This window comes from Paenibacillus riograndensis SBR5, from assembly GCF_000981585.1.
GTDB classification, from domain to species: domain Bacteria; phylum Bacillota; class Bacilli; order Paenibacillales; family Paenibacillaceae; genus Paenibacillus_AQ; species Paenibacillus_AQ riograndensis.
On the sequence record NZ_LN831776.1, the window covers coordinates 362690 to 385869 of the forward strand.

A 23180-nucleotide genomic window follows, 5' to 3' on the forward strand; every position below is an offset into this window, starting at 1 on the left:
TCCCCACGCCCAGCTATCCCACCCTGGCGTTCCCCGGCATGTGCCCCCCACAACTACCCATCCTACGTCTGGCTCGCCGTAACCTTGCTGCGCTTGAGCTTCAGCTTCGTTCTGAAGCGTTTGGCGTAGCCCCAGGCGTAGAGGAAAACCTCGCGTTCCATCAGAGAGCCGACGATGTAGTAAATGGGCAGAATCACCAGGCCAAGCACTACGCCCCATAGAATGACGCCGGTATACGAAGTGATGCTAAGGTCGAGCTTGGTGGTGATAAAGACAATAGCCGCGAACACGGCGACATTGATCAGCCATCTGCGGAAGGTCACCCAGGGGCTGCGTTCCAGCAGCACACGGCTGGCGTAAACCACAATATCGATGGAACGGTACAGCAGCGCCGCGATGGTTCCCATCAGCACACCGTAGATCCCGAAGAACAGGACGAAGATAATCGAAGCGCCCAGGTTGATGGCTGACTCCATAATCGAACGGAACTGGGTGTTGCGGAAATGTCCGGCAATCGTGATCAGATTGTTGGACGATGTGCGGGCATTGGTCAGGAGCTTGATGACTACGAACAGAATCGGCAGCCAGAAGTTAATATAGTCCACGTCGTTGACCCCGGCTGTATAGAGGCGCATGAACGGCAGAATGAGAATATACACCACCGTCAGAATGGAGAAGATCAGGCCCATGAAATAGACCTCATACGCATCGTAGAATTTGACAAAAGCCTCTTTGCCCTCATGATAGCTCTGACCCAGTGCCGCCTTGATGCTTCCGTTGACGGTCTGGACAATGTTGTCGACAATCGTGAAGATCATATTATACATGACGTAGATGCTGACCACCTTCAGGTTGGTGAAGATCGTCAGGATCAGCACATCGGTGTTGCGGAAGATCAGATAGGAAATCTCGTGCACCATAACCGAGTTTTTTTGCCCGATGGCTTCAAAGTCCGGTTTCCGGGTGAGATCAATCCATTTGTAATTCCGCTTCGCATAGATATGGAAGGCGACGATCTGCAGGACTGTCAGCACGAAGAAGGACGCCTGTACGGCAATAATGTCCACACCCTGCAGCAGCAGAATGATCCGCACCACGTTGTTCAGAATGTTCGCAATCGTAACGATAGAGGTTTCAATATAGCTTTTGCCCTCAGCGATCAGCAGAACCCTGAATTTCCCCTGGTAGTAATAATTGATCGCCCCGCCCAGACCCGAGAATAGAATAATCGCCATAATGCTCAGCTTGTTGATCTCCGAATGGATCACCAGCGGGTAGATGACCGCCAGCAGAACGACCGAGATGAAATAGTAGATCCCGGTTTTTTTGTAGTAGCTGGAGGTGGCGGCGAGAATCGAATTGATATGATTGTAGTCATTTTTGGCAACCGGCTTATATAGGGCCTGCAGCGAAGCTGCGCCGACACCGGCTTCCAGCAGGGCGAAGTAGCTGATGATCTGCACGATGGACGCGATCAGACCATTGGCCTCGGAGCCGTAATTGACCATGATCAGCCGGGGGATGAAGAAACCGAGAATAATGGTGATGACCTGGCTCGTAAGTCCAAAGCCCAGGTTCAGCATGCTGCGTTTAGCTTTCATAACTTCTTCTCCCTTCCACAAGCGGTGCCGGTGACAGGTAGGCATCAAGCTGCTCAAAATGCTTCTCCGCCTGGTTCGCCTGCAGCGTCACATCCAGGCTGTTCAGAGCCATGCTCTCATACACCTGCTCGGGGGTCACCTCGTTCAGATGCGCGAAATCCGTATATTGCCCGTGAAAATGTGCATCCTGCATGACGTTAATCATTTTGCTGCTGTAGGCTACCGGAAACACCGGCTTGCCGAACACCCAGCCGAGAATCATCGCATGGAAGCGGGAAGCAACAATGAAGCTTGCACCTGCCAATGCATCGAGAATCTCAGCGATATCCGTTTTATAAAAGTGGACCTGTGTCTCACGCTGCAGCTCTGCCGGAATAAGGCCGAGAATCTGCCCGATCGCTTCCTGGTCGCCTTCATGCTGGCAGAACGACAGAAAATGCACGGCATAGCCCTGCTGAATGAAATGGATTGCAACATCTTTCATTTTTTCATAATAGAGGTTGTCAAAACCGCTCAGGGCTTTGGAGGAAGGCTTGATCACCGAGATGGCGATATACTGCCCTTTCGGAGCTTTTCCTGCGGCCTGATCATACTGGAGCTGAAAAATAATGTCCGGGGCCATTCGGACGTTGCCCATATCCTTGAACAAATCATAGGAATACTGCTCTCTGAACGAGATGTCGGTATATTCCTTGAAGATCCGCCGGTGTTCCTCATAATAAGCCTTATCGGTAAAGGGGCCGAAGTTGGCGCCCATCAGATAATACGGTTTGTTTTTGTTGCGCAGGTTTTCGTTATTCGCCACGTATTCGGCCCATTGCTCCCCCTGCATAAAAATCGACCCGCCAATATGCACAGTGCCGTCTCCCTGATCCACCAGAAACTTCTGCATGAAATTCGGATGCAGCTTCAGCTTGCGGAAGAAATAGTTGATCCCCCGGAACAGCACGGAGTCGGAGGCATAGACCTTTAGATTGCCGAGATCCTTGAAGACCACTTTATACAGCCGCGGGGCAATCAGCAGGAACCGGGTATCGGGGTAGCGTTCGCACAGGACCTTGATAAACAGATCATCGCCGAGATTAAATTCAGTGTATGCGTAGATCATCATTTTCTTCTTCATATCTTAATTTCCTTTCTGCTGATCACGGCTTTGAGCTTCTGTTTGAACTGCAGCCAGCTGCGGTCCAGATGAATCAGCCTCCCGTACAGGGCCGGAGAAATTAAGAAGGCTTTGATCTGAAAGGCAAGCTGCCGGTCATCCCCCTGATAATTCCGCATGATCGCCAGCATTTCCTGATTCACGCCGGGATAGGCGAGTTCGATATCATGAAGCAGCTTGCGGGTGCTGATGCCGCTCGTGCCGTTCAGGCAGGTCTTGAGATTGTAAAAATAGTTCTCGGTCATTTCGCGGTTGAGCAAAAGATCCGATATCGTATGAACCTCATGGAAGGGATGGGCGCTGAAATACTCAGCCACCCGTTTGAAGGCGGCGACGACATCGAATTTGTGCACATTGTACGTTCCCGTAATCGATGAGGTCCGCTGGAGATAATAGGACAGCACATCAGGGATGGAAATGACCCGGGAGGCCCTGGCCAACGCTTTGTAGATGAACTCCTGATCCTCTCCGTTCACGCAGCGCTCGGTATAAGAGATGCCGTTCTCCAGCAGGAAGGTGCGCTTGAAGGCAATGCTGCCGGTCCAGATCCGCAAGGTTTTATGCACAAAAATATTCTTCAGCGCTTCACTTCCCGTAGTATCGGAAGATGCTGAAGTGAAGCTCACGATCGTTGATCCATCCTCACGGACCAGATTATAGCCCCAGCAGAGAATGTCCGTCCTTCCACCGGCAGTAGAGGACGCTACCCGCTGCACCAGACTGCTGTCCGCGTAATCATCACCGTCCAGAAACAGCACATAGTCGCCGCTTGCGGCGGCCAGCCCTGTATTTCTGGCGGCACTCACCCCGCCATTGGCCGTCCGGATCAGCTTCGCCTGCAGAATGGGGTGGCGCGCGAGCATCTCTTCCGCAACCTGGGCCGTCCGGTCCCTGGAGCCGTCATCCACCAGAATCAGCTCGAACCGTTTCTCGCTCTGATTCAGGAGTGAATTCAGCAGGGGCTCGACATAATGTTCTAAATTATACATGGGAACTACAATGCTTAGGCTCATGCGGCCACTCCCTTCCTGAAGTAGTGATCGGTTATCCGGCAGTCTGTCTGGAGAAGATTTCTTTCAGTCCTTTTTTGTAGCCTTTGATGGCCGCCACATTTTTTTTGGGCTGTTCCCGGAGGATGAGATAAAGTGTGGTCCAGACAAGAGCAAGATATCCGATAGGACCTGATTTCTTGTCCTTCAGCAGATACACATGGTTCAGTACCCGGGTATAGGCCACGTCTTCAAGGTTGTCCCTGGAGGCCGGTGACTCGTGATGCAGAAGCTTCAGTTCGGGATTGATGTAGAGAGGGCCGGATTTTTGGGCGATGCGTGACATCAGAATGTCTTCGCCGACGCTGTAGCTTTTGAGCCAAGGCACGGGTCCCAGATCCTTAATGGCCTCCTTCTTGAACGACATGTTGCAGCCGTGCTGGAATTCGGTCTTGAAGATCTTCCTCGCCTTATGCCAATTGTACATGGAGCCTGCTTGACCGCTTAGAGAGAGCTTGCCGCTCGATAGAGATTGCTGGAAGGACAGCAGACAGCGGATTGTGCCCAGGAAGCTGTTGCTCATCCCGATGGCAATACCGCCAACCCCTGCGCAGTTTGGATAGTCGAGGTAGGTTTGGATCAATGTGGACAGATAATGTCCGGGGATTTCAACGTCATCGTCAAGGAAGAGGATCTTATCCATCGTGGACAGTTCCACCGCCTTGATCCGGGACAGCCATAATCCCCGGTCCGTCTTGCTGTGATAAATAAAAGAATAACCGCATGCGGTCAATAACGTTTCGAATTCGCTTAGAATTTCTTTGGGTATATCGCCGTCATCTATAATGATAACCTCGATGGGGGAGGTCCGGCCTATGTCCTGTTTGGTGATAGAATGAATGCACCGTGTCAGGTCCTGTACCCGATTCCTCGTGCAGATAACCACTGACAATCCTTGCATATACTCCACTCCCTTATCCATTTCTCCCATTCTATATTTGGTATGATAACCTGGGATTATAAGCTAACTTAAGCTTACTATTGGCAGAGAAAGGTTGTATATACTACTTTAGTTTACTTATTGGCAGCCACGGTTCGGCGGGTCAAAGACCTGGATTTTGATGATTAAATGGTTCTGGGACCAGGCGGAGGTTTTCTTTGAGTAATTAGTAATAGCTTTTTTTGATGATTAACATAAAATTCTATAAATTCGACATAAACTGCAGTGCGCAAAAATCCGATACAGTAAATATAGGCATTTTTTCATACAAATCCAGGGAGGGACGCAAAAGTCAAGGGTAAACAGGACGGACATCTTAGAATAAATGGGGCTGAATTTGTGAAATCCAAAAAGGGTTCAAGACATTTGATCGTGGCATTAATTTTGATCCTGATCGTTAGTAATTTTTACGGTATACCATACGTTGCGCAAGCGCAGACATCCGGCCCATTCGATACAGTAATGGAGGATACGCTGGAGCCTGCCGGGCAATCGGTTTCAGTCATTAACAGTAACGGGATTGGCATTACCGAAGTAGATAATACCAACGGACAATGGCAGTACAGCGCAGGAGGAAACTTCTGGCTGTCCATTGTGGCACCGGACCCTGGCAAGATTGCTGTTTTCGGCAGGGATGTGATGATCCGTTTTGTGCCAAAGAAGGATTGGAACGGAACCGCACAAATCCGGTATCGGGGATGGCTTTCTTCAGGGGAGCAAAGCAGTAATTATGTAAATGTAAATGCTGAATATACCGGAGATGCCGAAAGCTATAGTGAATCGGTACAAGCTGCGCAGATTGTAGTTACGCCAGTTAATGATGCACCGTATATTTCTGAGCTTAGCGGCAGTACCTATCTTGATTTCGATGGCGTAGGATATGTTACGATTCCGGATTTGAACATCTACTCCAATTCTCTTACCATCGAAACATGGGTAAATGCAAGCAGTGCTCCAACTTGGGCCCGTATTTTTGATACCTCGTATGGTCCTGATAATTTTAATCTTCATCTGACATTTGAGGGGAGTACAGGAAGACTAGCGCTTGAGGCCTTGCCGCAAAAGGGTCCCAGAGTTAAATCATATCTGGTGAGAACCACGGAGCAGCTGCCGTTGAACCAATGGGTACACGTAGCCGCTGTTTATAATGCTGTGGAGAAAAAAGCTTATATCTATTGGAACGGGATTTTGAAAGGCAGCGGCTTTATGGATCTCACAGATATGGCCAAAGGCAGCGCTGCCAATTCCAACATACAGAGACCCTACAATTATATTGGTGAGAGCACATGGTCCCAGGATGCCAATTATGTTGGCGGCATGAGAGATTACCGTATCTGGAATAAAGCAAAGACCCAGGCGGAGATTGAGAGCCAGATGAACACAAGTCTTACTGGCACCGAAACTAATCTGATGGTCAACTATAAGTTCAATAATCCTGACGATGGGGCTGTAGCCAAGGATTCCTCCGCGGGCCAAAGAAACGGAAATATCATCAGCGGCAAATGGCTGTCAGGGACAGGTTTTAACTCCAACGTGGTGACGCCCGTGAACACACCTGTATCCAAGCCGTTTAAGGTGACGGATGTTGATGCCGGCGACGTGCTGACGCTTAGTGCAACCTCATCGAATACATCGCTTTTGCCGAACGCCAGCATCACATTTTCAGGTGAAGGCCCGGAAAGAAGCATTAATCTGACCCCGGCGGCAAATATGACAGGCACCTCCACCATCAAAGTCACCGTAAGTGATGGAATGACTTCGAGCACCAGCAGCTTTTTGCTGAGTGTAGTGGCCGGTAAATATGATCTGAAATTCATTACGCCTGCTGTAGGGGTGATGGCCCCTGCCTTTAGCAGAGGGATTGTCTATAATAAAGTGCATGTCCCCAACAAAAGCGGAAACAGTCCGAACAACAGCATCAATATTAATGTAGGAGCGGTGAATCCCGCTGATGTGAATGTGACGGCCTACGCCGACAATGGCTCTGGGATAACCGTATCGGGAACCTACCCGGCGTTTACGGTTAGCGGCCTGCCAGTGGGTGTATATAAGGCGGTAAAGATAAAAGTAGCCGATAAATATTCAACCAACTCCAAGGAATATGTGCTGGATGTGATCCGCTATCCGGAAAATGATGCCAATCTGGCCGCGTCAAATGGGCTTTCCGTATCCAATTCAGGCACTGGACAAGCCATAGCCCTGTCTCCAGGCTACAGCAGCAATACAGGCAATTACACTGCCACCGTTGAGAACAATGTAAGCTCCTTAAAAGTGGATGTTATCAAGTCCAGTATGTTTGCGGCAGCAACACTAAACGGAATAGGCATCGGCTCGGCCGAATCCGCCGCAGCTACAGGGAATGTCAGCCTGGCCTATGGAAAAAATGTAATTTCCGTAGTGGTTACTGCAGAAGACGGCAAGACGGTAAAAACGTATACTATTACGGTTGTAAGGAAGCTGTCTGGTGATGCCGGCCTGACTAATCTGACCGCTTCGCCGGATGGGCTGTCGCCAGTCTTTGACACCAATCAGCCGGATTATACGATGGCTGTGGCCAACGCTGTAACGGCTGCGGAATTTACTCCGACAGCCGCTGAAGGTGCAAGCATTAAGGTGAATGGTGTGGATCACCCTAGCGGCACTCCTTTCTTCATAACCAATCTTGCAGCAGGCAATAACAAGTATCTGATTGAGGTAACGGCACAGGACGGAGTGACGAAGAAGTCTTACAGTCTGTTCATTCTGCGCGCACCTTCGGATGTGGCCGATCTTTCGGGCTTGACTGTCTCATCAGGGACATTGTCGCCTGTGTTTAATAACGATGATACCGGGTATTCGGTTGAGGTTCCGAATGAGGTTTCGTCCCTGGAAATCACTCCGAAGCTGCTGGATGCTGCGGCAGGCCTGTCTGTAGACGGGAATGTGCATATCGATGATACAGCCTACACCAAAAACCTGAATGTCGGCATGAACACAGTCAAGATCGTTGTTGTCTCGCAGAGTGGCGTACGTGAGAAAACAACCCTTGTAAATATTATCAGAAAAGCTTCTTCCAATGCGGACCTGTCCAGCCTGGTTCTTTCAGACGGCCAGCTCGACCCTGCTTATGACAAGAACCAGACCCGGTATGCCGTTACTGTGGACAACCAAGTGTCTGAGCTTGCGGTAACTCCAACACCCGAGGACGTTCATGCAACAGTTAGTCTGAACGGCAACGTGACACCTAACGCTCAGCCAAGATGGGTCGATCTGCAGGTGGGGGTCAACGAGTTCAATGTTCTGGTCCAAGCGGAAGATGGTGTAACTGCGAAGAATTATGTACTGACGATTGTCCGCAAGGCATCTTCCGATGCGGATTTAATCAATATCACCTTGTCTGGCAAGCCGCTGTCCGGCGGATTTGACCGTACAACTTCGACCTATTTTGAATATGTCGCCAATAATATCGACAGTATGGCTGTTACGGCGACTACAAGTGACGAACAGGCTACTTATACAATCAACGGAGTCCAGTCCGCAGGCGGTGTGCCGGTTCCTTTGGCTGTAGGTGAAAATGTAGTTACAATAGCTGTTACGGCCGCTGACAAAGTAACTACCAAGGAATACACGGTAACCATCGTCCGTGCGGCTTCGTCCAATGCGAATTTGCTTGAGCTGACGATGACTGACTTATCGGATAATGCGATCTCCCTTACACCGGTTATGGGTACCCTCAGTTACAACGGCACTGTGGAGGATTCGGTTTCAGCAGCTAAGCTGAAGGCGGTTGTTGACGATGCGAATGCAAGCACCTCCGTATCAGTGAATGGAGTTTGGATCGAAGATCTGAATGCTGTGCCTTTGACTACAGGATTAAATGTGATTGAAGTCAATGTCACGGCCCAAGATGGAAGCATGAAGGTATACACCATTAATCTCGTGCGAAATCCAAGCACAGATGCTGCGCTTTTAGAGATGAGAATTACCCCTGGCGAACTAACACCGGGCTTCCAGCCAGGGATCAGTGATTATTCGGTTAATGTGGACAATAGTGTAAGCAGCATGGATTTTTCAATAGTGACGAATCATGAGGCGGCAACCTATGTCCTGAAAAAGAATGGAGCCTCTACTGGTGTCACTGGAAACACTGTGGCCCTGGATGAGGGAACAAATCAAATTACAGTACAGGTTACGGCTGCTGATGCGAGCACCCAAATGACCTATACAGTTACTGTGAATCGTGCCATACTGCCGAAGGATTCTTCTCTTGCGGATTTGGCCGTCAGTTCTGTGGCAGGAACGGAGATCCTGAACCCTGAGTTTTCAGCTGAAATCTTCAAGTATTCCTTGTCCGTACCTTATGAAGTGAGTCAGGTAGAACTGGATGCGCTAAAAGGAGACATAAATGCGCGGTTAACTGTAAATGGTGTTACAGTAGATAACCCGATGCTTGTCAAATTAGCAGAAGGGCTAAATACTGTAAACTTAAAGGTTACAGCTCAGGATGGTAAGACAGAAAGTGTATATGAGGTGGAAATCACCCGGAAATCACGCTCTTCCAATGCTGATTTGAACAATATCAGCGTAATAGCCGGAGCTTTGGACCCCGCCTTTGATCCAGCTGTTTCCGAGTATACGGTAGAGGTAGAAAATGACGTGGATTCTATCGCCCTGAACCCGGTAGTGGCTGATACAAAAGCGGGAAGCCAAATCATTGGCAGAGACGGAGCCTCTCTGAACCATCTGGTTGAAGGGGATAATGTATTTGATATTTTGGTCACTGCGGAGGACGGGACGGTAAAAATCTACACGGTTAAGGTTATTAAGGCCAAGCCTGCAGCTACACCAACACCTACGGTAACACCAACGGCTACACCAACACCAACACCGACCGTGACGCCAACGGCAACACCGTCAACAGAACCATCGGCAACACCGTCGACAGAACCATCAGCAACGCCAACGGTGGAACCAACAGAATCACCAATACCAACGGCAGAGCCGACGGAAACACCGGCACCGACACCAGTTACACCGGCTACACCGACACCGACGGTAAAACCAACAGAGCAACCAACAGAGCAACCAACAGAGAAACCAACAGAGAAACCAACAGAGCAACCAACAGAGCAACCAACAGAGAAACCAACAGAGAAACCAACAGAGAAACCAACAGAGAAACCAACAGAGAAACCAACAGAGAAACCAACAGAGAAACCAACAGAAGAACCAACAGAGAAGCCAACGGAGAAACCAACAGAAACACCAACGGCAACGCCAACAGAAACACCAGCCACACCGGCACCGGCCACACCGGACCCTGTCACACCAACTGCGACAGCGTTGACCGAGCGAATTACCGTGAAGGTGGAATCCGGACAGTTGGGGCTAGGCTCTGTATTGGCGGAGACGGTCATTCAACGCACTAAGGATTCAGGCGGGATTCTGCATGATGTGGTCAACTTCACAATGGACCGGGTGGATGAGGTTGTCCGGAAAATCACCGGAACCTTGGATAACACGGCCCGGATCATGATCCCGGATGAGAAGGATCAGGTTGCGGATATTAATGTGAATGTTCCTAAAGATGCGATTAAGACACTTGGTGATTCTAACGTGAACCTGGAGATTTTCACAGATAACGTAAGAATTCTTATAGCACAGTCATCATTGGATACTTTCACAGAAGACCTATTTTTCCATGTTGTGCCAATTAAAGACCAGTCGCTGCGCAAAGAGGTCGAAGACCGGGCCAGAATTGAGCGGATTGTCAGAGAAATAGCAGCAGACAAACAAATTGATGTTGTGGCCCGTCCGATGACTATTGAAACCAATATGCAGAGCAGACCGGTTACAATTACGCTTCCTTTGCGTGACGTGCAGCTGCCGGCCACTCTCCCGGAGAGAGAAGACTTCCTGTCCAATCTGGTGATCTTTATCGAGCATAGTGACGGTGATAAAGAGCTGAAGAAGGCGAAAATTGTTGATTACAAGCCGGGCGAACTTGGCCTGCAATTCAATGTAGACAAATTCAGTACATTCACCATTCTGAACATGGAAGGCTGGGAGCAGTATTTGGCGGCAACAGAGGCAGCACAGCTGCTGCAGCAGAACCAGAACCATCACAAAGCCTTCATTACCGGCTATTCAGATGGTACTTTCAAGCCAAACCATTCGATTACCCGTGCGGAAATGGCTGCAATACTGGCAAGAAACCTCGGCTACGATGCATCCGCAGCGCCGGCTGTCTCCTCCTATCCGGACGTGAGGGACAGCCACTGGGCGAAAGGCGCCATTGAATTTGTCAAAGAGGCGGGCTTGATGCAGGGCAACGAAAAAGGCCGGTTCCTGCCGGATGCCCCAATCAGCCGCGGCGAGATGGCCGCCATTGCGTCGAGATATAAGAAGCTGGATACTACAGCCGCTACATCCGGCGGCGGATTCAAGGATGCGGCTGGGCACTGGGCTGCCAAAGACATTGAAGCTGCAAGCAAGGCGGGTATTATTAACGGATATGAGGATGGTACGTACCGTCCAGGCGGTAACCTGACACGTGCTGAGGCCGTAAAGGTTGTCAATCGTCTATTCGGACGCGGACCATTATACGGTGCCGCAACCCCAAGCTGGCCTGACGAACCGGCAACAAACTGGGCTTATAATGAAATTGAGGAAGCTTCCATCGACCACACGTTCACAGTGAGGAACGAAGGTGGAGAAACGCTTAGCCAATAAGATCATATGAAGACAAAGAAGGCCGCAGCACCTGACAGGTGACTGACGGCCTTCTTTGTCTTATTCACAGGATGGAAAAGTGTGGTGGCGGGTGCGGCCGTTAATCAATTTTTATAGTCAGGGAGCTGGTGAAATTATCCCCCGGCGCCAGGGAGACAATACCTTCTTTTTCCGAAAGCTCACCTTGGAATTCATCGCTGTCTGCAAATCCCTGCCAAGGTTCGATGCACAAAAAAGGCGCATTCGGCTTCTGCCAGATGCCGAGATCCGGGAAGCCTTCGAAGGATACGGCGACGCTTTTTTCGGTGAGCTTGCTTTTCAGCGTGATCGTCCGGGAGGCCACATTCTGGAAGACCAGCGCGTCGTCCTTGAACATTTCATGGGTTAACGGAAGAATGCGCTCACCGCTCAGCACTGCCTCCGACCGGCCGCTGATCCGCAGTCCGGCACTATTCAGGAACTCCCGATCCAGCGTTTCGTTCTCGGAGAACTCAAGTACATAATCGCTGAAGCTTCCGTTCTCATCCAGCGGGCAGTTGAAGGCAGGGTGTGTGCCAAGCTGAAAGAAGATGTTCTGTCCATCGGTGTTCTCCACCCGGTATTCCAGCTTAAGGGTGCTTTCATTCAGCGTGTATGTAATATACAGGTTGAATTGGAACGGATAGCTGGACAGGGTATGCCCGCTGCTGGTGAGCAGGAACACCGCGCGGGACTCGTCTGCTTCGACTATTGTAAATTCGCTGCGTCTGGCGAAGCCGTGATTGGCAAGCTTATACGTTTGTCCGTCGACCTTGATCTCGCCGTTTCGGACAGCGCCAATAATCGGGAACAGCACCGGCGAACGGCCTGTCCAATAGGCGGCGTCCCCGCTCCAGATATATTCGGTGCCAGTATCGTTTTTGGTGAAGCTGACAAGCTCCGCTCCGAGGCTGCTGATCTCTGCCCGGGCTGAGCCGCTGCGCAAAATCGTGTTCATAAGATAACTCCCCTTTCACAATATATAGCCAGCCCGTTTTCCTTGCTGACAGCTCATATTCTAACAGACTTCGGCGGGACCGTTGTAACATACCGTGAACAATTCCCAAAAATAATTATTACAGAGTGTAAAATGAAAATCCCGGGGATTGGTATAACATATATAGAAAGCAGTGAGCTCTATATAAAACGAACTTAAAGCGGGCGGATGGGTGAGAGTGACGGAGGGGAAGTTTGGAACTGTAGGAGCGGTAGCGAGCGTTCGAAATGGAGGGAGAGGCCATGCAGGTTAAGCAAATATTCGTGAACGGTGAGAGATTGAAGGATACGATTGAGGTCTTTGCCGGTTTTGGGCGTACGGAGAACAATGGGGTAACCCGGCTGTCGCTGTCCGGGCAGGATGTAAAGGTGCGGAATTATTTCGCTGCGTGTTGTGAAGAGCTGGGGATGTCGATAAAAGTCGATGACATGGGCACCATGTACGCCACGCTCGAAGGAACGGAAGCGGGGCCGCCTGTGGTGATTGGCTCGCATTTGGACACAGTCAAAAAGGGCGGCCGCTTCGATGGGGTGCTTGGAGTCATTGCCGGGCTGGAAGTGGTGCGCACCCTGGTTGACCATGGCATCAAGCCCCGGCTGCCGGTGACAGTGATGAACTTCACGAATGAGGAAGGCGCGCGGTTCGAGCCTTCAATGATGGCCTCCGGCGTGTTGTCCGGCAAGTTCGACAGGGCAGAGATGCTGAAGAAGAAGGACACGGAAGGGACGACCTTTGCGGAAGCGCTGGAAGCGAGCGGGTATGCGGGGGATGCTGCGAACCGGATCAAGGAAGCAACGGCCTATCTGGAGCTGCATATCGAACAGGGACCCGTGCTGGAAAAAGAAAACCTCTCCATCGGCCTGGTTGACTGCGTCGTGGGCATGGCCTGCTATGAGCTTGAGGTGACGGGCGAATCAGACCACGCCGGAACGACGCCGATGGATATGCGGAAGGATGCCCTTTTTGCCGCGGCCGAACTGATCGCGGAGCTGCGCAGCAAGCTGGGTGTGCTGGATTCGGAGCTGGTCTTCACGATGGGCCGCATGAACGTGCTGCCTAACATTCATACGGTAATCCCGAACAAAGTGATTTTCACTGTTGAAGCCAGACATAAGGATATGGACATCGTGCGTACAGTGGAAGAGATCATAAATGCCCTGCCTGAAGAGCTGCTGGGCTGTACCGTCGCAAAGACCAGGCTGTGGGGCCGGGACACGGTGTGGTTCGATCCTGCAGTCTGCGCATTGGTGGAACAGGCGGCTTCGGCACTGGGCTACAGCAGCAAAAAAATGGCCAGCGGAGCGGGGCATGACGCCCAGTTTGTGGCTGGTTTTCTGCCATCGGCCATGATCTTTGTACCCAGTGCCAACGGGAAAAGCCACTGTGAGGAAGAACTGACCTCATATGAGGAATGCGAGCAGGGGGTTAATGTTGTCCTGGAAACGGTACTTAGTATATTAGCCAAGCAATCTAAGTCATGAAACATAACATTAATCTTTGAGTGTATGGGGAATTATACCTGTGAATATAGAAGTTGATTTTAACACATGTTATGTAAGATCCCGCTGAAAAGGACACCGGAGACGGTGTCTTTTTGTTGGGTTTGATGATGGTTGGTCAGATCCCCCTGCCGGGTGGGCAGTTACACATGGGGCTGCATAGGGTTTTCACACCCTCCATTGTGTTAAAACACAATCATGGCAGATAAAATTTTTCTTTTTACCCAAAATGAAAAAGGAATTCATGTGTTATCATTCTTTACATAAGGACAAACGCATTAGACAGGAGCGATGAGCCATGATTATTGGAGTACCCAAGGAAATTAAAAATAATGAAAACCGCGTCGCCATTACACCTGCAGGAGTCGTAAGTCTGGTAGCCGATGGACATAAAGTGCTGGTGGAAGCCGGAGCCGGAACGGGCAGCGGATTCCTGAATGAAGAGTATGCTGCAGCTGGTGCTGAGCTGATCACTGAAGCCTCTGCGGTATGGGCTGCCGCTGAGATGGTCATGAAGGTCAAAGAGCCGCTGGAAAGCGAATATAGCTACTTCCGTCCGGGACTGATCCTTTTCACCTACCTGCACCTGGCACCGGAGCCAACGCTGGCTTCCGCGCTGAAGGACAACGGCGTCTTTGCCATCGGATATGAAACGGTTGTGGACGGACGGACACTCCCGCTGCTTACACCCATGAGTGAAGTGGCCGGACGGATGTCCGTGCAGCTTGGTGCCCAGTTCCTGCAGAAAAACTACGGCGGCCAGGGCATCCTGCTCTCCGGTGTTCCCGGCGTCAGCAGAGGCAAGGTCAGCATTATCGGCGGCGGCGTAGTCGGCACGAACGCAGCCAAGATGGCGATCGGGCTGGGTGCCGAAGTGACGATTGTTGATCTCAGCGCGGACAGACTCCGCCAGCTGGATGATATTTTTGGCGCACAGATTAGCACGCTGATCTCCAATCCTTACAACATTGCCAAGGCTGTGGCCGAAGCAGATCTGCTGATAGGTGCAGTGCTGATCCCCGGTGCGAAAGCGCCGAAGCTGGTTACTGAAGAGATGGTCAAGACGATGAAGCCGGGCTCGGTTATTGTTGACGTAGCGATTGACCAAGGCGGCATTGTGGAAACCATCGACCGGGTAACCACACATGACCATCCTGTATTCGAAAAATATGGCGTACTGCATTACTCGGTAGCCAACATGCCGGGCGCTGTAGCTAAGACCTCGACCATGGCTCTAACCAACGTTACGGTACCTTATGCGCTGCAAATTGCCAATAAGGGCGTGTTCAAGGCGATTGAAGACAATGCCGGCCTGAAAAGCGGCGTCAACGTAGCCAATGGCAGAATCACCTGCCGGGCCGTGGCAGAGGCTCTCGGGGAAGAGTACTACACAGTAGAGCAAGCATTAGAGCAGGGCTTCACCCTGATCTAGAGCAAGTGAACCCGCCACAGACAGAAGCAGAGAGAACAGAGGGAACAATAATTGCAGCAGTCCGGGAGCGATCAGCCGGGCTGTTTTTTTGTATTAGAAATCATAACCTTCCTCTAACAAGCCACCCTATAGTCAGCCGCAATGCTGCGGGATATAATGAAATCACTTATAGTACGAGTAGTACAACATTTCGGCTATTTTTCAGGTTGGGGTGGGGACAATGACAGATTCTGAGCCATCATTTGATCGTTTTTTTGACAGTATGGAATCCCTGGCGGATACCCTCAGCGAGTCGCTGCAGTCGCAGGTGACGATTGAGGACAGCAATCATCACGTGATCGGATACAGCTCCCATCAGTTCGAGAGCGATCCTGCGCGCATCTCCACCATTATCGGCAAACGGGTCCCGAACGCGGTCATCATCGGCCTGCGCAAAAAAGGTGTGATGCACCAGCTTGAGAACACCGCGCATCCCATCCGCATCCCGGCGGTCATGGAAGTGGGGCTGGGTCCAAGGCTGGCGATGTGCATCCGGCATCATCAGGAGATCCTCGGCTATATCTGGGTCGTGGACAGAGGCAATCTGGCCGAGGGGCATGCCGAGCGCGTGGTCGAGAAGGCTGCCGGGATTGCCGGCCGCTACCTGCTGAAGCAGCGCGGCTGGAAGACCAGGCAGGAGAAGGCGCATGAGGATTTTTTCTGGAAGCTGCTGACCTCCCACTACGAAACGGAGCCGCGTATCCGCCAGGAGGCTGAAGGCTTCTCGATCCTTTTGCCGGAGAGCTATTACATCGGGGTGCTGGAGAGTGACAAGACCATCGACGAACGTTTCATACAGCGTTTCCGCCAGCTGGCGGAAACGGATGCCAGCCAGCGGCTGCTGTTTTTGACCGCCGAGCATAACCGGCTGATTCTCCTGTTCTCCTTTGCGTTCCCGGTGGAGGATCCGGAGCTGCTGTCTTCGTACGTACACAAGCTGATTCAAGAGCTTGGCCAAAGCGAGAGCTGTGTTCTGACGGCGGGCTGCAGTCCCGGCTACCGGGAATACCTCTCTGCTGCCGCTGCATACCGGGAAGCGCTGACCATCCTGGAGGTCAAAAAACTGCTGCCCTATCATGCCCGCCACCTGCTGCTGTATGAGGAAATCGGTTTTTGGGCGTACATTCCGGCCATTATGGAGCAGAAGCGGAGCCGGTCGCGCAAAAGCCGGCTGCTCTATCCGCTGAAAGCGCATGACCGGGAGCATAAAAGCGATTTTCTCAAAACCATCGCTGTGTATCTGACACTAAATGGCAATCTCAAGGAAGCTGCGGCCTTTCTGCATATCCACACCAACACTTTGATGTACCGGCTGAACCGGATCGCTGAGATTACGGGCCGGAGCCTCAAGGAAACCGATTACCGCACCTCGGTCTATCTGGATATTCTGACAGAGGAGACCGCCCAGCTGAATGGCTGGTTTCAGGAAGGAAAATGACTGTACCCAAACTGCTGCGCACCAACCGGAGGCCCGACACGTACAATAACCTATCTATTGTGACAAGAAAGGGGAAATGGATAGTGGCCTATGGATATGGGAGTCCTGACTCGGGATTCGAACGGAGTATGAGGGAACGGATCATTGAAACAGCCAAGGCGATGAATGTTGGAGGCACGGATTTTTCCACATTTAAAGATTCGCGCTGCAACCCGAAATATTGGATTCGTACTGCGAACGGCGGGTTCCAGCAGCGGAGCGACGTCACCCCTTCGGCAGCAATCAACGATATTTTTGTAAATGGGCGGCTGTATGCTTTCGAATGTGCCATGGCGATGGTCATGATTTTCTACAAGGCAACGATTGATATGATTGGGGAGGAGGCGTTTAACCGGCATTTCACCGATCTGTTCCTGTGGGACTGGAACTATGACAGCAACCTGCGGATGATCACTACGTTTGATCCCTCGGAAATGGAGCCCGGAGACGTCGTATACTTCAAAAACCCTGACCATGACCCGGATAAGCCGGAATGGCAGGGTGAAAATGCGGTAATGCTCGGCAATGACAGCTATTATGGACACGGGCTGGGGATCAAAAGTGCAAACGCCATGATTGCATCGCTTAACCGTGAAAGAGTTCCGGGGAGCCGGACATCAGCCTATCTTACGGATGAAGCGCTGCACCCGGATTTTGCTTATATACAGACTCTGGCCAGCCGGTCTGCCGTGACTCTGAAGAGAAACGGTGATGGACGGAATAAGATTTTCTCCAGAATCGGGGTTAAATCCTACGTCATTAAATAGGAGACGGAGCGTTGGCTCCGCCCCCGGATTATCTGGACTGCTGCTCCGAATTCGTCAGCTGCTCCTGGGCCAGGCGGATCATTTCCCGGACCATGGAACCGCCGATTTTACCGCCGACCTGGCCTGCTGATTCTGTGGTCAGCGCCCCGTTGTTGCCTGGCTGCAAAGGGATGCCAAGCTCCTTGGCCACTTCATATTTGACATCATCCGGCCGGTCCGGATCAACCCTGAAGCCTTCATTTTTCATTACATTGGCCTTAAGTGTCTGCATTCCCTGCGCTACTCCTGGCACTGCATATCTTCTGCTTCTTCTCGCCATGCGGACTCACTCCCTTGCTGTCTTTGCCTTAACTTGCCCGGAAGTGCAAGGGTTCATTCTTCTGGTCTGCTACTTGCCCGACCGGTATTTGAGCGGATGCACACCGACGGACTTTTTGAAGACCGTACTGAAATAATGGGGATTCTCATAACCGACGAGCCCGGAGATTTCCATGACCTTAAGATCCGTGGTGCTGAGCAGCTCCTTGGCCTTGTCGATGCGGATTCTGGTGATGTAGTCCGTCAGCGTTTCGCCGGTTTCTTTTTTGAAAATAAGGCTGATGTAGTTGGGGGTCAAAAAAACCTCCTCGGCGATCCGGGCAATGGACAGCTCTTGGGCGTAGCCTTCCTGGACAATAGCTCTGATCCTGTTGATGGTTTTGCTGTTCCTGGAGCTGTTTTTGCCGGCCATATAGGCACTGAGATCATAAAAAAGAGAAAGCACATAAGCCTTCAGCCCGGATAAATTCTTATGCCTGTAAAGTGTATCCATAATCGTCAGCCGGTCCTGCAGCACCCGCTCAATATCCTCATCCAGCTCATAGAGGGCTCTTGCAGAGGTGAAAATCATCTCGGCACAGATGCTTTGCACATAATCAATTTGCAGCTTGGGGGCAGTCAGCCGGTCAAACAGCTTCTCCAGAAGTTCCATCACCTGCTCGGTATGCCCTGCCTTCAGCTCATTCATCAGCCGGGCATGGAATTTGTAAAAAAAGGCGCTCTGCAGGGTCTCCGTACCGGGCTGGATATCCCTGATGTGAAGAATGGAGCGGCTGCCGGTATAAAAGGTATGCACCAGCGCAGCCAGCGCATCTTTATAGGAGTCCTCCAGTTCACTTACGCGGGTGCAGGCTCTGCCGACCCCAATGGAAGCATCCAGCCGCAGATACTTGTGAATGCTGCCGATGATCTTTTCACAGAAGCCTGCGATGGCGCCTTCGCCGGGAGAAGCACCCTCATCCGGGCCGAAGATGATCATAAATTCATTTTCACTGGCGGCAAAAGAGACTCCGCCGGGCGGGTGCTCCAGACATTCGCTGATGATATTCTGAATGGAAAAATACAGCAGCTGCTTATCATCCTCCGAAAATTTGTCGACCGCGCTCTGATAATCATCCAACTGCAGCACTCCTGCCGTCAGGACATCTCCTGGCCTGAAGGGAAGCTGAAAATAGCCGATCTTCTCCCACAGCTCCCCTTCATCCCGGTACAGCCCTGCAGCCCAGTTCTGAAGAAATTTCTCGCGGATCAGCGGCATATGGGTCTGTACTTGCCTTCGCAGCTGTTCCACATTCATCTGCTGGTCTTTCTCCCCGCGGAGACGGGAGACGACTTCCTGAAAGACCTCCCGTAATTCGGGCAATTTGACGGGCTTCAGTATATACCCCTCGGCATTCACCTTCAGCGCACTTTGAGCGTAGGAGAAATCCTGGGCTCCGCTGATAATAATGATACGGGTCCGGCATTGTCCGGCCTTCAGCTTCTCGGCAACTTCCAGGCCCCCCAGCATGGGCATCATAATATCCGTAAAAAGAATGTCCGGCTGCAGCTCCATACATAATTCATAGGCCTCCTGTCCGTCCGAGGCTTCCCCAATAATCTCGATGCCGAACTCCTCCTGCCAGTTGAACACCTGGATCAGACTCCTGCGGATAAATGGCTCATCATCGGCCACGATCATCGTCAGCATCTTCCATCACCTCGTTCCATGTAGTCACGACCGGAAACCGGACCACGGCCAAAAGGCCGCGCTGTTCTTCGTCATTGGCATAATAACGGATGCCATAGGCCTCGCCAAAAAATTGCTGGATTCTGGTATGCACATTGCGTATGCCGTAAGACTCATTGCCCGGCTGCTTATCGGTCAGCAGCTGGTTCAGCCGCTCCGGATCTGCGCCCACCCCATCGTCAAACACCGACACACAAAGAATATCCTGGGACCGCACCACGCGGATGCGGATTTTGCCCTTGCCCCGCCGCTTCTGTATTCCGTGGATAATGGCATTCTCCACCAGCGGCTGAAGACTGAGCTTGACCACCAGGCATTCCTCCAGCACCTTGGGGTCTGTCTCCTCCAGCTCGTATTCCAGCTTATCCTGGAAGCGGAACTGCTGAATTTGCAGGTAGCTGTCCACCTGCCGCAGCTCATCGCGCAGCGGGATGATATTCCGGCCTTTGCTCAGGCTGTACCGGAAGAAATCGGAAAGCGAGGTAACCATATTGCTGATCTCGGGAATGTCATGATTGATTGCAATCCAGTTGATCGAATCCAGTGTGTTATAGAGGAAATGCGGATTGATCTGGGCTTGAAGTGTTTTGAGCTCGGCTTCTTTTTTGCGCAGCTCCGTAACATAGAGTTTGTCGATGAGTGCTTTGATCTGCTGGAGCAGCTTATTATAGCGGTTGAACAAATAGGAGAATTCATCCTTGCGCCGGTAGCGGATAATAATGTTGAAGTTCCCGCTTTCGGCATGGGACATCGACTGGATGAATTTGCGGATGGGGGCCGAGATATTCTCCGACAGCAGCAGGGCCATCATCAGCGAGATGAGCATACAGATGCTGATGGCGATATACATGACACGCTGGAATGAAGCCAGTTCTCCATTAAGCTCTTTAACAGGAGAGAAAGAGAGGATCGTCCAGCCCGTTTCGGGTATTTTGATGTAGGAGACCAGCATGTTGCCCCCCTGGATCACCTGGCGGAAGGAATGGAGGGTACCGCCGCCTTCTGCGGTCTTCATTTGGCTGTAATAGTCCTGTGTGCTGATATTCTGTCCAAGGAGTGCTGCGTCCGGGCTGATTGCAATCGTCCCGGTCTGGTCGGCGATATAAATCCGGCTGCCCGCCGTGGGCTTGTAATGGTCCAGCAGATTATCGAACTCCGTTACCGGAATATCGATGGTCAGCAGCCCGACATAGGGGAGCTGGGCATGGCGGATGCCGAACAGGCGCTTCGCGAATTTAAGGGTGAACCTGGAGTCCAGGGAACTGAGTCCGACCACGGTGAAATCGGATCTGGCCGGAATGCCGAGGTACCACGGCTTCAGTGAAATCAGATCGATATTGAACACCCGTCTGGAGAAATTATACTGTGTATATTCCGGGCGGTTCAGCATATATAGCATAGGGACAAAGCTGCCGCCCGCTGTTCCGCTGCCGGAGAAGGTCTCCAGAATCTTGTTCAGCGCGGCCAGTTCATTGATGATTCCTGTACTGTCCGTCGGACGGTTGGAGGAGATCAGGTCAGCGAACTCTGTATTGAGATACAGGGAGATCATGGCATTATCCGCAGCGGCAAAGCGCTGGGCCAGATTGTCCTGAACCAGGTTCAGGTTGTTTTCGATCGATGTATGGACATTGCGGGTGATAATATCGGCTGATTTGTTATATACCGTTACGGAGATGATTGTGGTTGGCAAAAGGACGAGAAAGAGGAAGTAGAGGATAAGCCTGCTGCGAATACTGAAGTTGTACAGGAAGAGGGTTTTGGACAGAGTATCAAATAATTTCTTCATCCGAACCCCCCTCAGTTCTGCGGATAATTTGCTTGCCATTTAATAGGGATTAATGGAAAATATCAATCAATAGATGGTATACATTTTGAGCCTCCAGCACGGCTAAAGGCCGTGGGATTCCTAACTAGTTAACGCACGCAAGCCATTTCTGTTTTGTGCAGACTGTTAAGTCAAGAGCTAGCTCATTAGCTCGTCCTAGATCAGAGCATATAGCTATCTAGGCTGATTGACTGTTACCATCAATCACAGGTGCATATCGGATATTCATCGCACCCACTCGATCCCGATGTGTTTCAAATCCACATGAACATATATATTTTCGATCTTGTGCTTTATTCTTTTCTGAACACTTTGGACACGTTCGACTGGTGTGGGCAGGATTCACATACTCCACTTTTACACCCGCTAACTTCGCTTTGTATTCAATGAATTGAGACAGTCGATAGAATGACCACATATGTATACTCTTTTCGTTTTTACGGCTCGTCCTTGCCGTCTGTCTGATGTTCGCTAATTGTTCTAAGCGTATCACAGAAATCTGATGTTCTACCGCAAATTGCACGATCGCACGGCTAATCTTGTGGTCTTGGTCTTTCATATACCGCTGTTCTTTATCATCGAGCTTGACAATCGCGTTCAATTTCTTTCGTTGACCCAGCTTCTTACGTTTGGATTGAAATTTACGTCTGATATATTTATTTTGTCTTTCATTACCAAAAAAGCAAGTTTGATCATCGTCTGTTACAGCGACTGCAGGAACTTTCAAACCTAAATCCACACCCATAATCTTTGTTCCTGTTTTTTCGCTTGTTGGAACAGTGACGGAAATTTGTGCAATCCATTTTTCTGACTTTTGCGTGATGCGAAGTGTACCTGATTTGTGTTTCAGCAAGCCGAGATTTCGATTGTCCTTATCAATTAATAAAGCACGAATAGGGGTTTTAGCCACTTTTCCATTCATCATCAGTGGCATTGAAATATGAGTGAAATCAAAAGAATAGTTTTGATTATTCCAAATGCAGACCGGTTTCTTAAGGACAGGAACGATCGTGAATTTGCTTTTCTTTGCTTTCTTGAATACACTTTTTGCATCCTTGATGGCTTGATTTTTGACCATAGAAGCCTGTTCCCTTGTTGGAAGCAGTTTGATTTTAATGGTTAGGGTTTGTGACATCGGTTTCACCCCCTTGTCTTTTGTTCTTCTACATAGCGCTTGATCGTTTCACTCGATACGTTCCCTGCTGTACTGACAAAATAGGAACGTGTCCAAAGACTTGGCAGATGATTTAAATGTATAAACTCTTGACGCAAATCCCTTGATGTTGCTCCTTTCAATTTTCCCATAATGTCTGCTGGAGAATCGGTTGGCAGCACATTTAGGAATAGATGAACATGGTCAGGCATCACTTCTATAACAGCAATGTGCCAATCATTTTGCGTGCAAAGCTCCTGTACAAGTTCTTTAAATCGCACTTCTACTTGCCCGGACAATACTTTTCTTCGGTATCGCGGGCAAAAAATAAAATGATAATTGATGAGCGAAACGGTTGTTGTTGTTCTTCTATATTCTTGTCCCATACGCCGATTGTATCAGTTCAACCTCAGTACTGCAACATTGCAAAAAAATGTAGGACAATAAAGCTATCTAATGA

The 23180-nt window shown here is 50.6% G+C and carries 15 protein-coding genes; 5 read left to right on the forward strand and 10 right to left on the reverse strand.

Annotated elements, in window-relative coordinates; all coding sequences use genetic code 11:
* Window positions 1-62: 62 nt before the first annotated feature.
* From PRIO_RS01720 to PRIO_RS01735, 4 genes are read right to left on the reverse strand one after another with little or no spacing between them, the layout of a single operon-like run.
* Complete coding sequence (locus PRIO_RS01720; protein ID WP_020426508.1) at window positions 63-1601, reverse strand: lipopolysaccharide biosynthesis protein; 1539 nt, start codon at window positions 1599-1601, stop codon at window positions 63-65.
* A complete protein-coding gene (locus PRIO_RS01725; protein WP_020426507.1) occupies window positions 1591-2724 on the reverse strand; it encodes a polysaccharide pyruvyl transferase family protein in 1134 nt (377 codons plus the stop codon). Before PRIO_RS01725 ends, PRIO_RS01720 begins: the two co-directional genes overlap by 11 nt.
* A complete protein-coding gene (locus PRIO_RS01730; RefSeq protein ID WP_020426506.1) occupies window positions 2721-3776 on the reverse strand; it encodes a glycosyltransferase family 2 protein in 1056 nt (351 codons plus the stop codon). The genes PRIO_RS01725 and PRIO_RS01730 overlap by 4 nt, the downstream gene beginning before the upstream one ends.
* Before the next feature lie 31 nt (window positions 3777-3807).
* Window positions 3808-4713: a glycosyltransferase family A protein gene (locus tag PRIO_RS01735; protein WP_039785882.1), complete on the reverse strand. Its 906-nt coding sequence runs from the start codon at window positions 4711-4713 to the stop codon at window positions 3808-3810.
* Window positions 4714-5124: 411 nt separating this feature from the next.
* Here PRIO_RS01735 and PRIO_RS37165 point away from each other — a divergent pair, with 411 nt between their 5' ends.
* Window positions 5125-11463, forward strand: a complete 6339-nt coding sequence (locus PRIO_RS37165; RefSeq protein WP_269451282.1) for a cadherin-like beta sandwich domain-containing protein — start codon at window positions 5125-5127, stop codon at window positions 11461-11463.
* Window positions 11464-11563: 100 nt separating this feature from the next.
* Here the strand turns inward: PRIO_RS37165 and PRIO_RS01745 are convergent, their stop codons facing one another.
* Window positions 11564-12439 carry an aldose 1-epimerase family protein gene (locus PRIO_RS01745; protein ID WP_020426503.1) on the reverse strand — a complete coding sequence of 292 codons (876 nt, stop codon included), beginning with the start codon at window positions 12437-12439 and terminating at the stop codon, window positions 11564-11566.
* Window positions 12440-12720: 281 nt separating this feature from the next.
* On the opposite strand from PRIO_RS01745, the gene PRIO_RS01750 reads away from it, so the two are divergent.
* The 4 genes from PRIO_RS01750 (at window position 12721) to PRIO_RS01765 (ending at window position 17692) form a co-directional block, all read left to right on the forward strand.
* A complete protein-coding gene (locus PRIO_RS01750) occupies window positions 12721-13959 on the forward strand; it encodes a Zn-dependent hydrolase (protein WP_020426502.1) in 1239 nt (412 codons plus the stop codon).
* A gap of 316 nt (window positions 13960-14275) precedes the next feature.
* Window positions 14276-15409, forward strand: a complete 1134-nt coding sequence (ald, locus tag PRIO_RS01755; protein ID WP_020426501.1) for an alanine dehydrogenase — start codon at window positions 14276-14278, stop codon at window positions 15407-15409.
* Between the two features lie 220 nt (window positions 15410-15629).
* Window positions 15630-16886, forward strand: a complete 1257-nt coding sequence (locus tag PRIO_RS01760; protein ID WP_020426500.1) for a PucR family transcriptional regulator — start codon at window positions 15630-15632, stop codon at window positions 16884-16886.
* Window positions 16883-17692 carry a protein-glutamine gamma-glutamyltransferase gene (locus tag PRIO_RS01765; RefSeq protein WP_046500961.1) on the forward strand — a complete coding sequence of 270 codons (810 nt, stop codon included), beginning with the start codon at window positions 16883-16885 and terminating at the stop codon, window positions 17690-17692. Before PRIO_RS01760 ends, PRIO_RS01765 begins: the two co-directional genes overlap by 4 nt.
* 28 nt (window positions 17693-17720) lie before the next feature.
* Here PRIO_RS01765 and PRIO_RS01770 read toward each other — a convergent pair whose 3' ends face one another.
* The 5 genes from PRIO_RS01770 to tnpA form a co-directional block, all read right to left on the reverse strand.
* On the reverse strand, window positions 17721-18011 hold the full coding sequence (locus tag PRIO_RS01770) for an alpha/beta-type small acid-soluble spore protein (RefSeq protein ID WP_039785864.1): 291 nt from the start codon (window positions 18009-18011) through the stop codon (window positions 17721-17723).
* Window positions 18012-18080: 69 nt separating this feature from the next.
* Window positions 18081-19700, reverse strand: a complete 1620-nt coding sequence (locus PRIO_RS01775; RefSeq protein ID WP_020426497.1) for a response regulator — start codon at window positions 19698-19700, stop codon at window positions 18081-18083.
* A complete protein-coding gene (locus PRIO_RS01780; protein ID WP_020426496.1) occupies window positions 19675-21528 on the reverse strand; it encodes a cache domain-containing sensor histidine kinase in 1854 nt (617 codons plus the stop codon). The genes PRIO_RS01775 and PRIO_RS01780 overlap by 26 nt, the downstream gene beginning before the upstream one ends.
* Window positions 21529-21745: 217 nt before the next feature.
* Entirely contained in the window at window positions 21746-22702 is a 957-nt protein-coding gene (locus PRIO_RS01785; protein WP_020426495.1) for an RNA-guided endonuclease TnpB family protein, read from the reverse strand.
* A gap of 5 nt (window positions 22703-22707) precedes the next feature.
* On the reverse strand, window positions 22708-23106 hold the full coding sequence (gene tnpA, locus PRIO_RS34580) for an IS200/IS605 family transposase (protein ID WP_020426494.1): 399 nt from the start codon (window positions 23104-23106) through the stop codon (window positions 22708-22710).
* Window positions 23107-23180 lie beyond the last annotated feature (74 nt).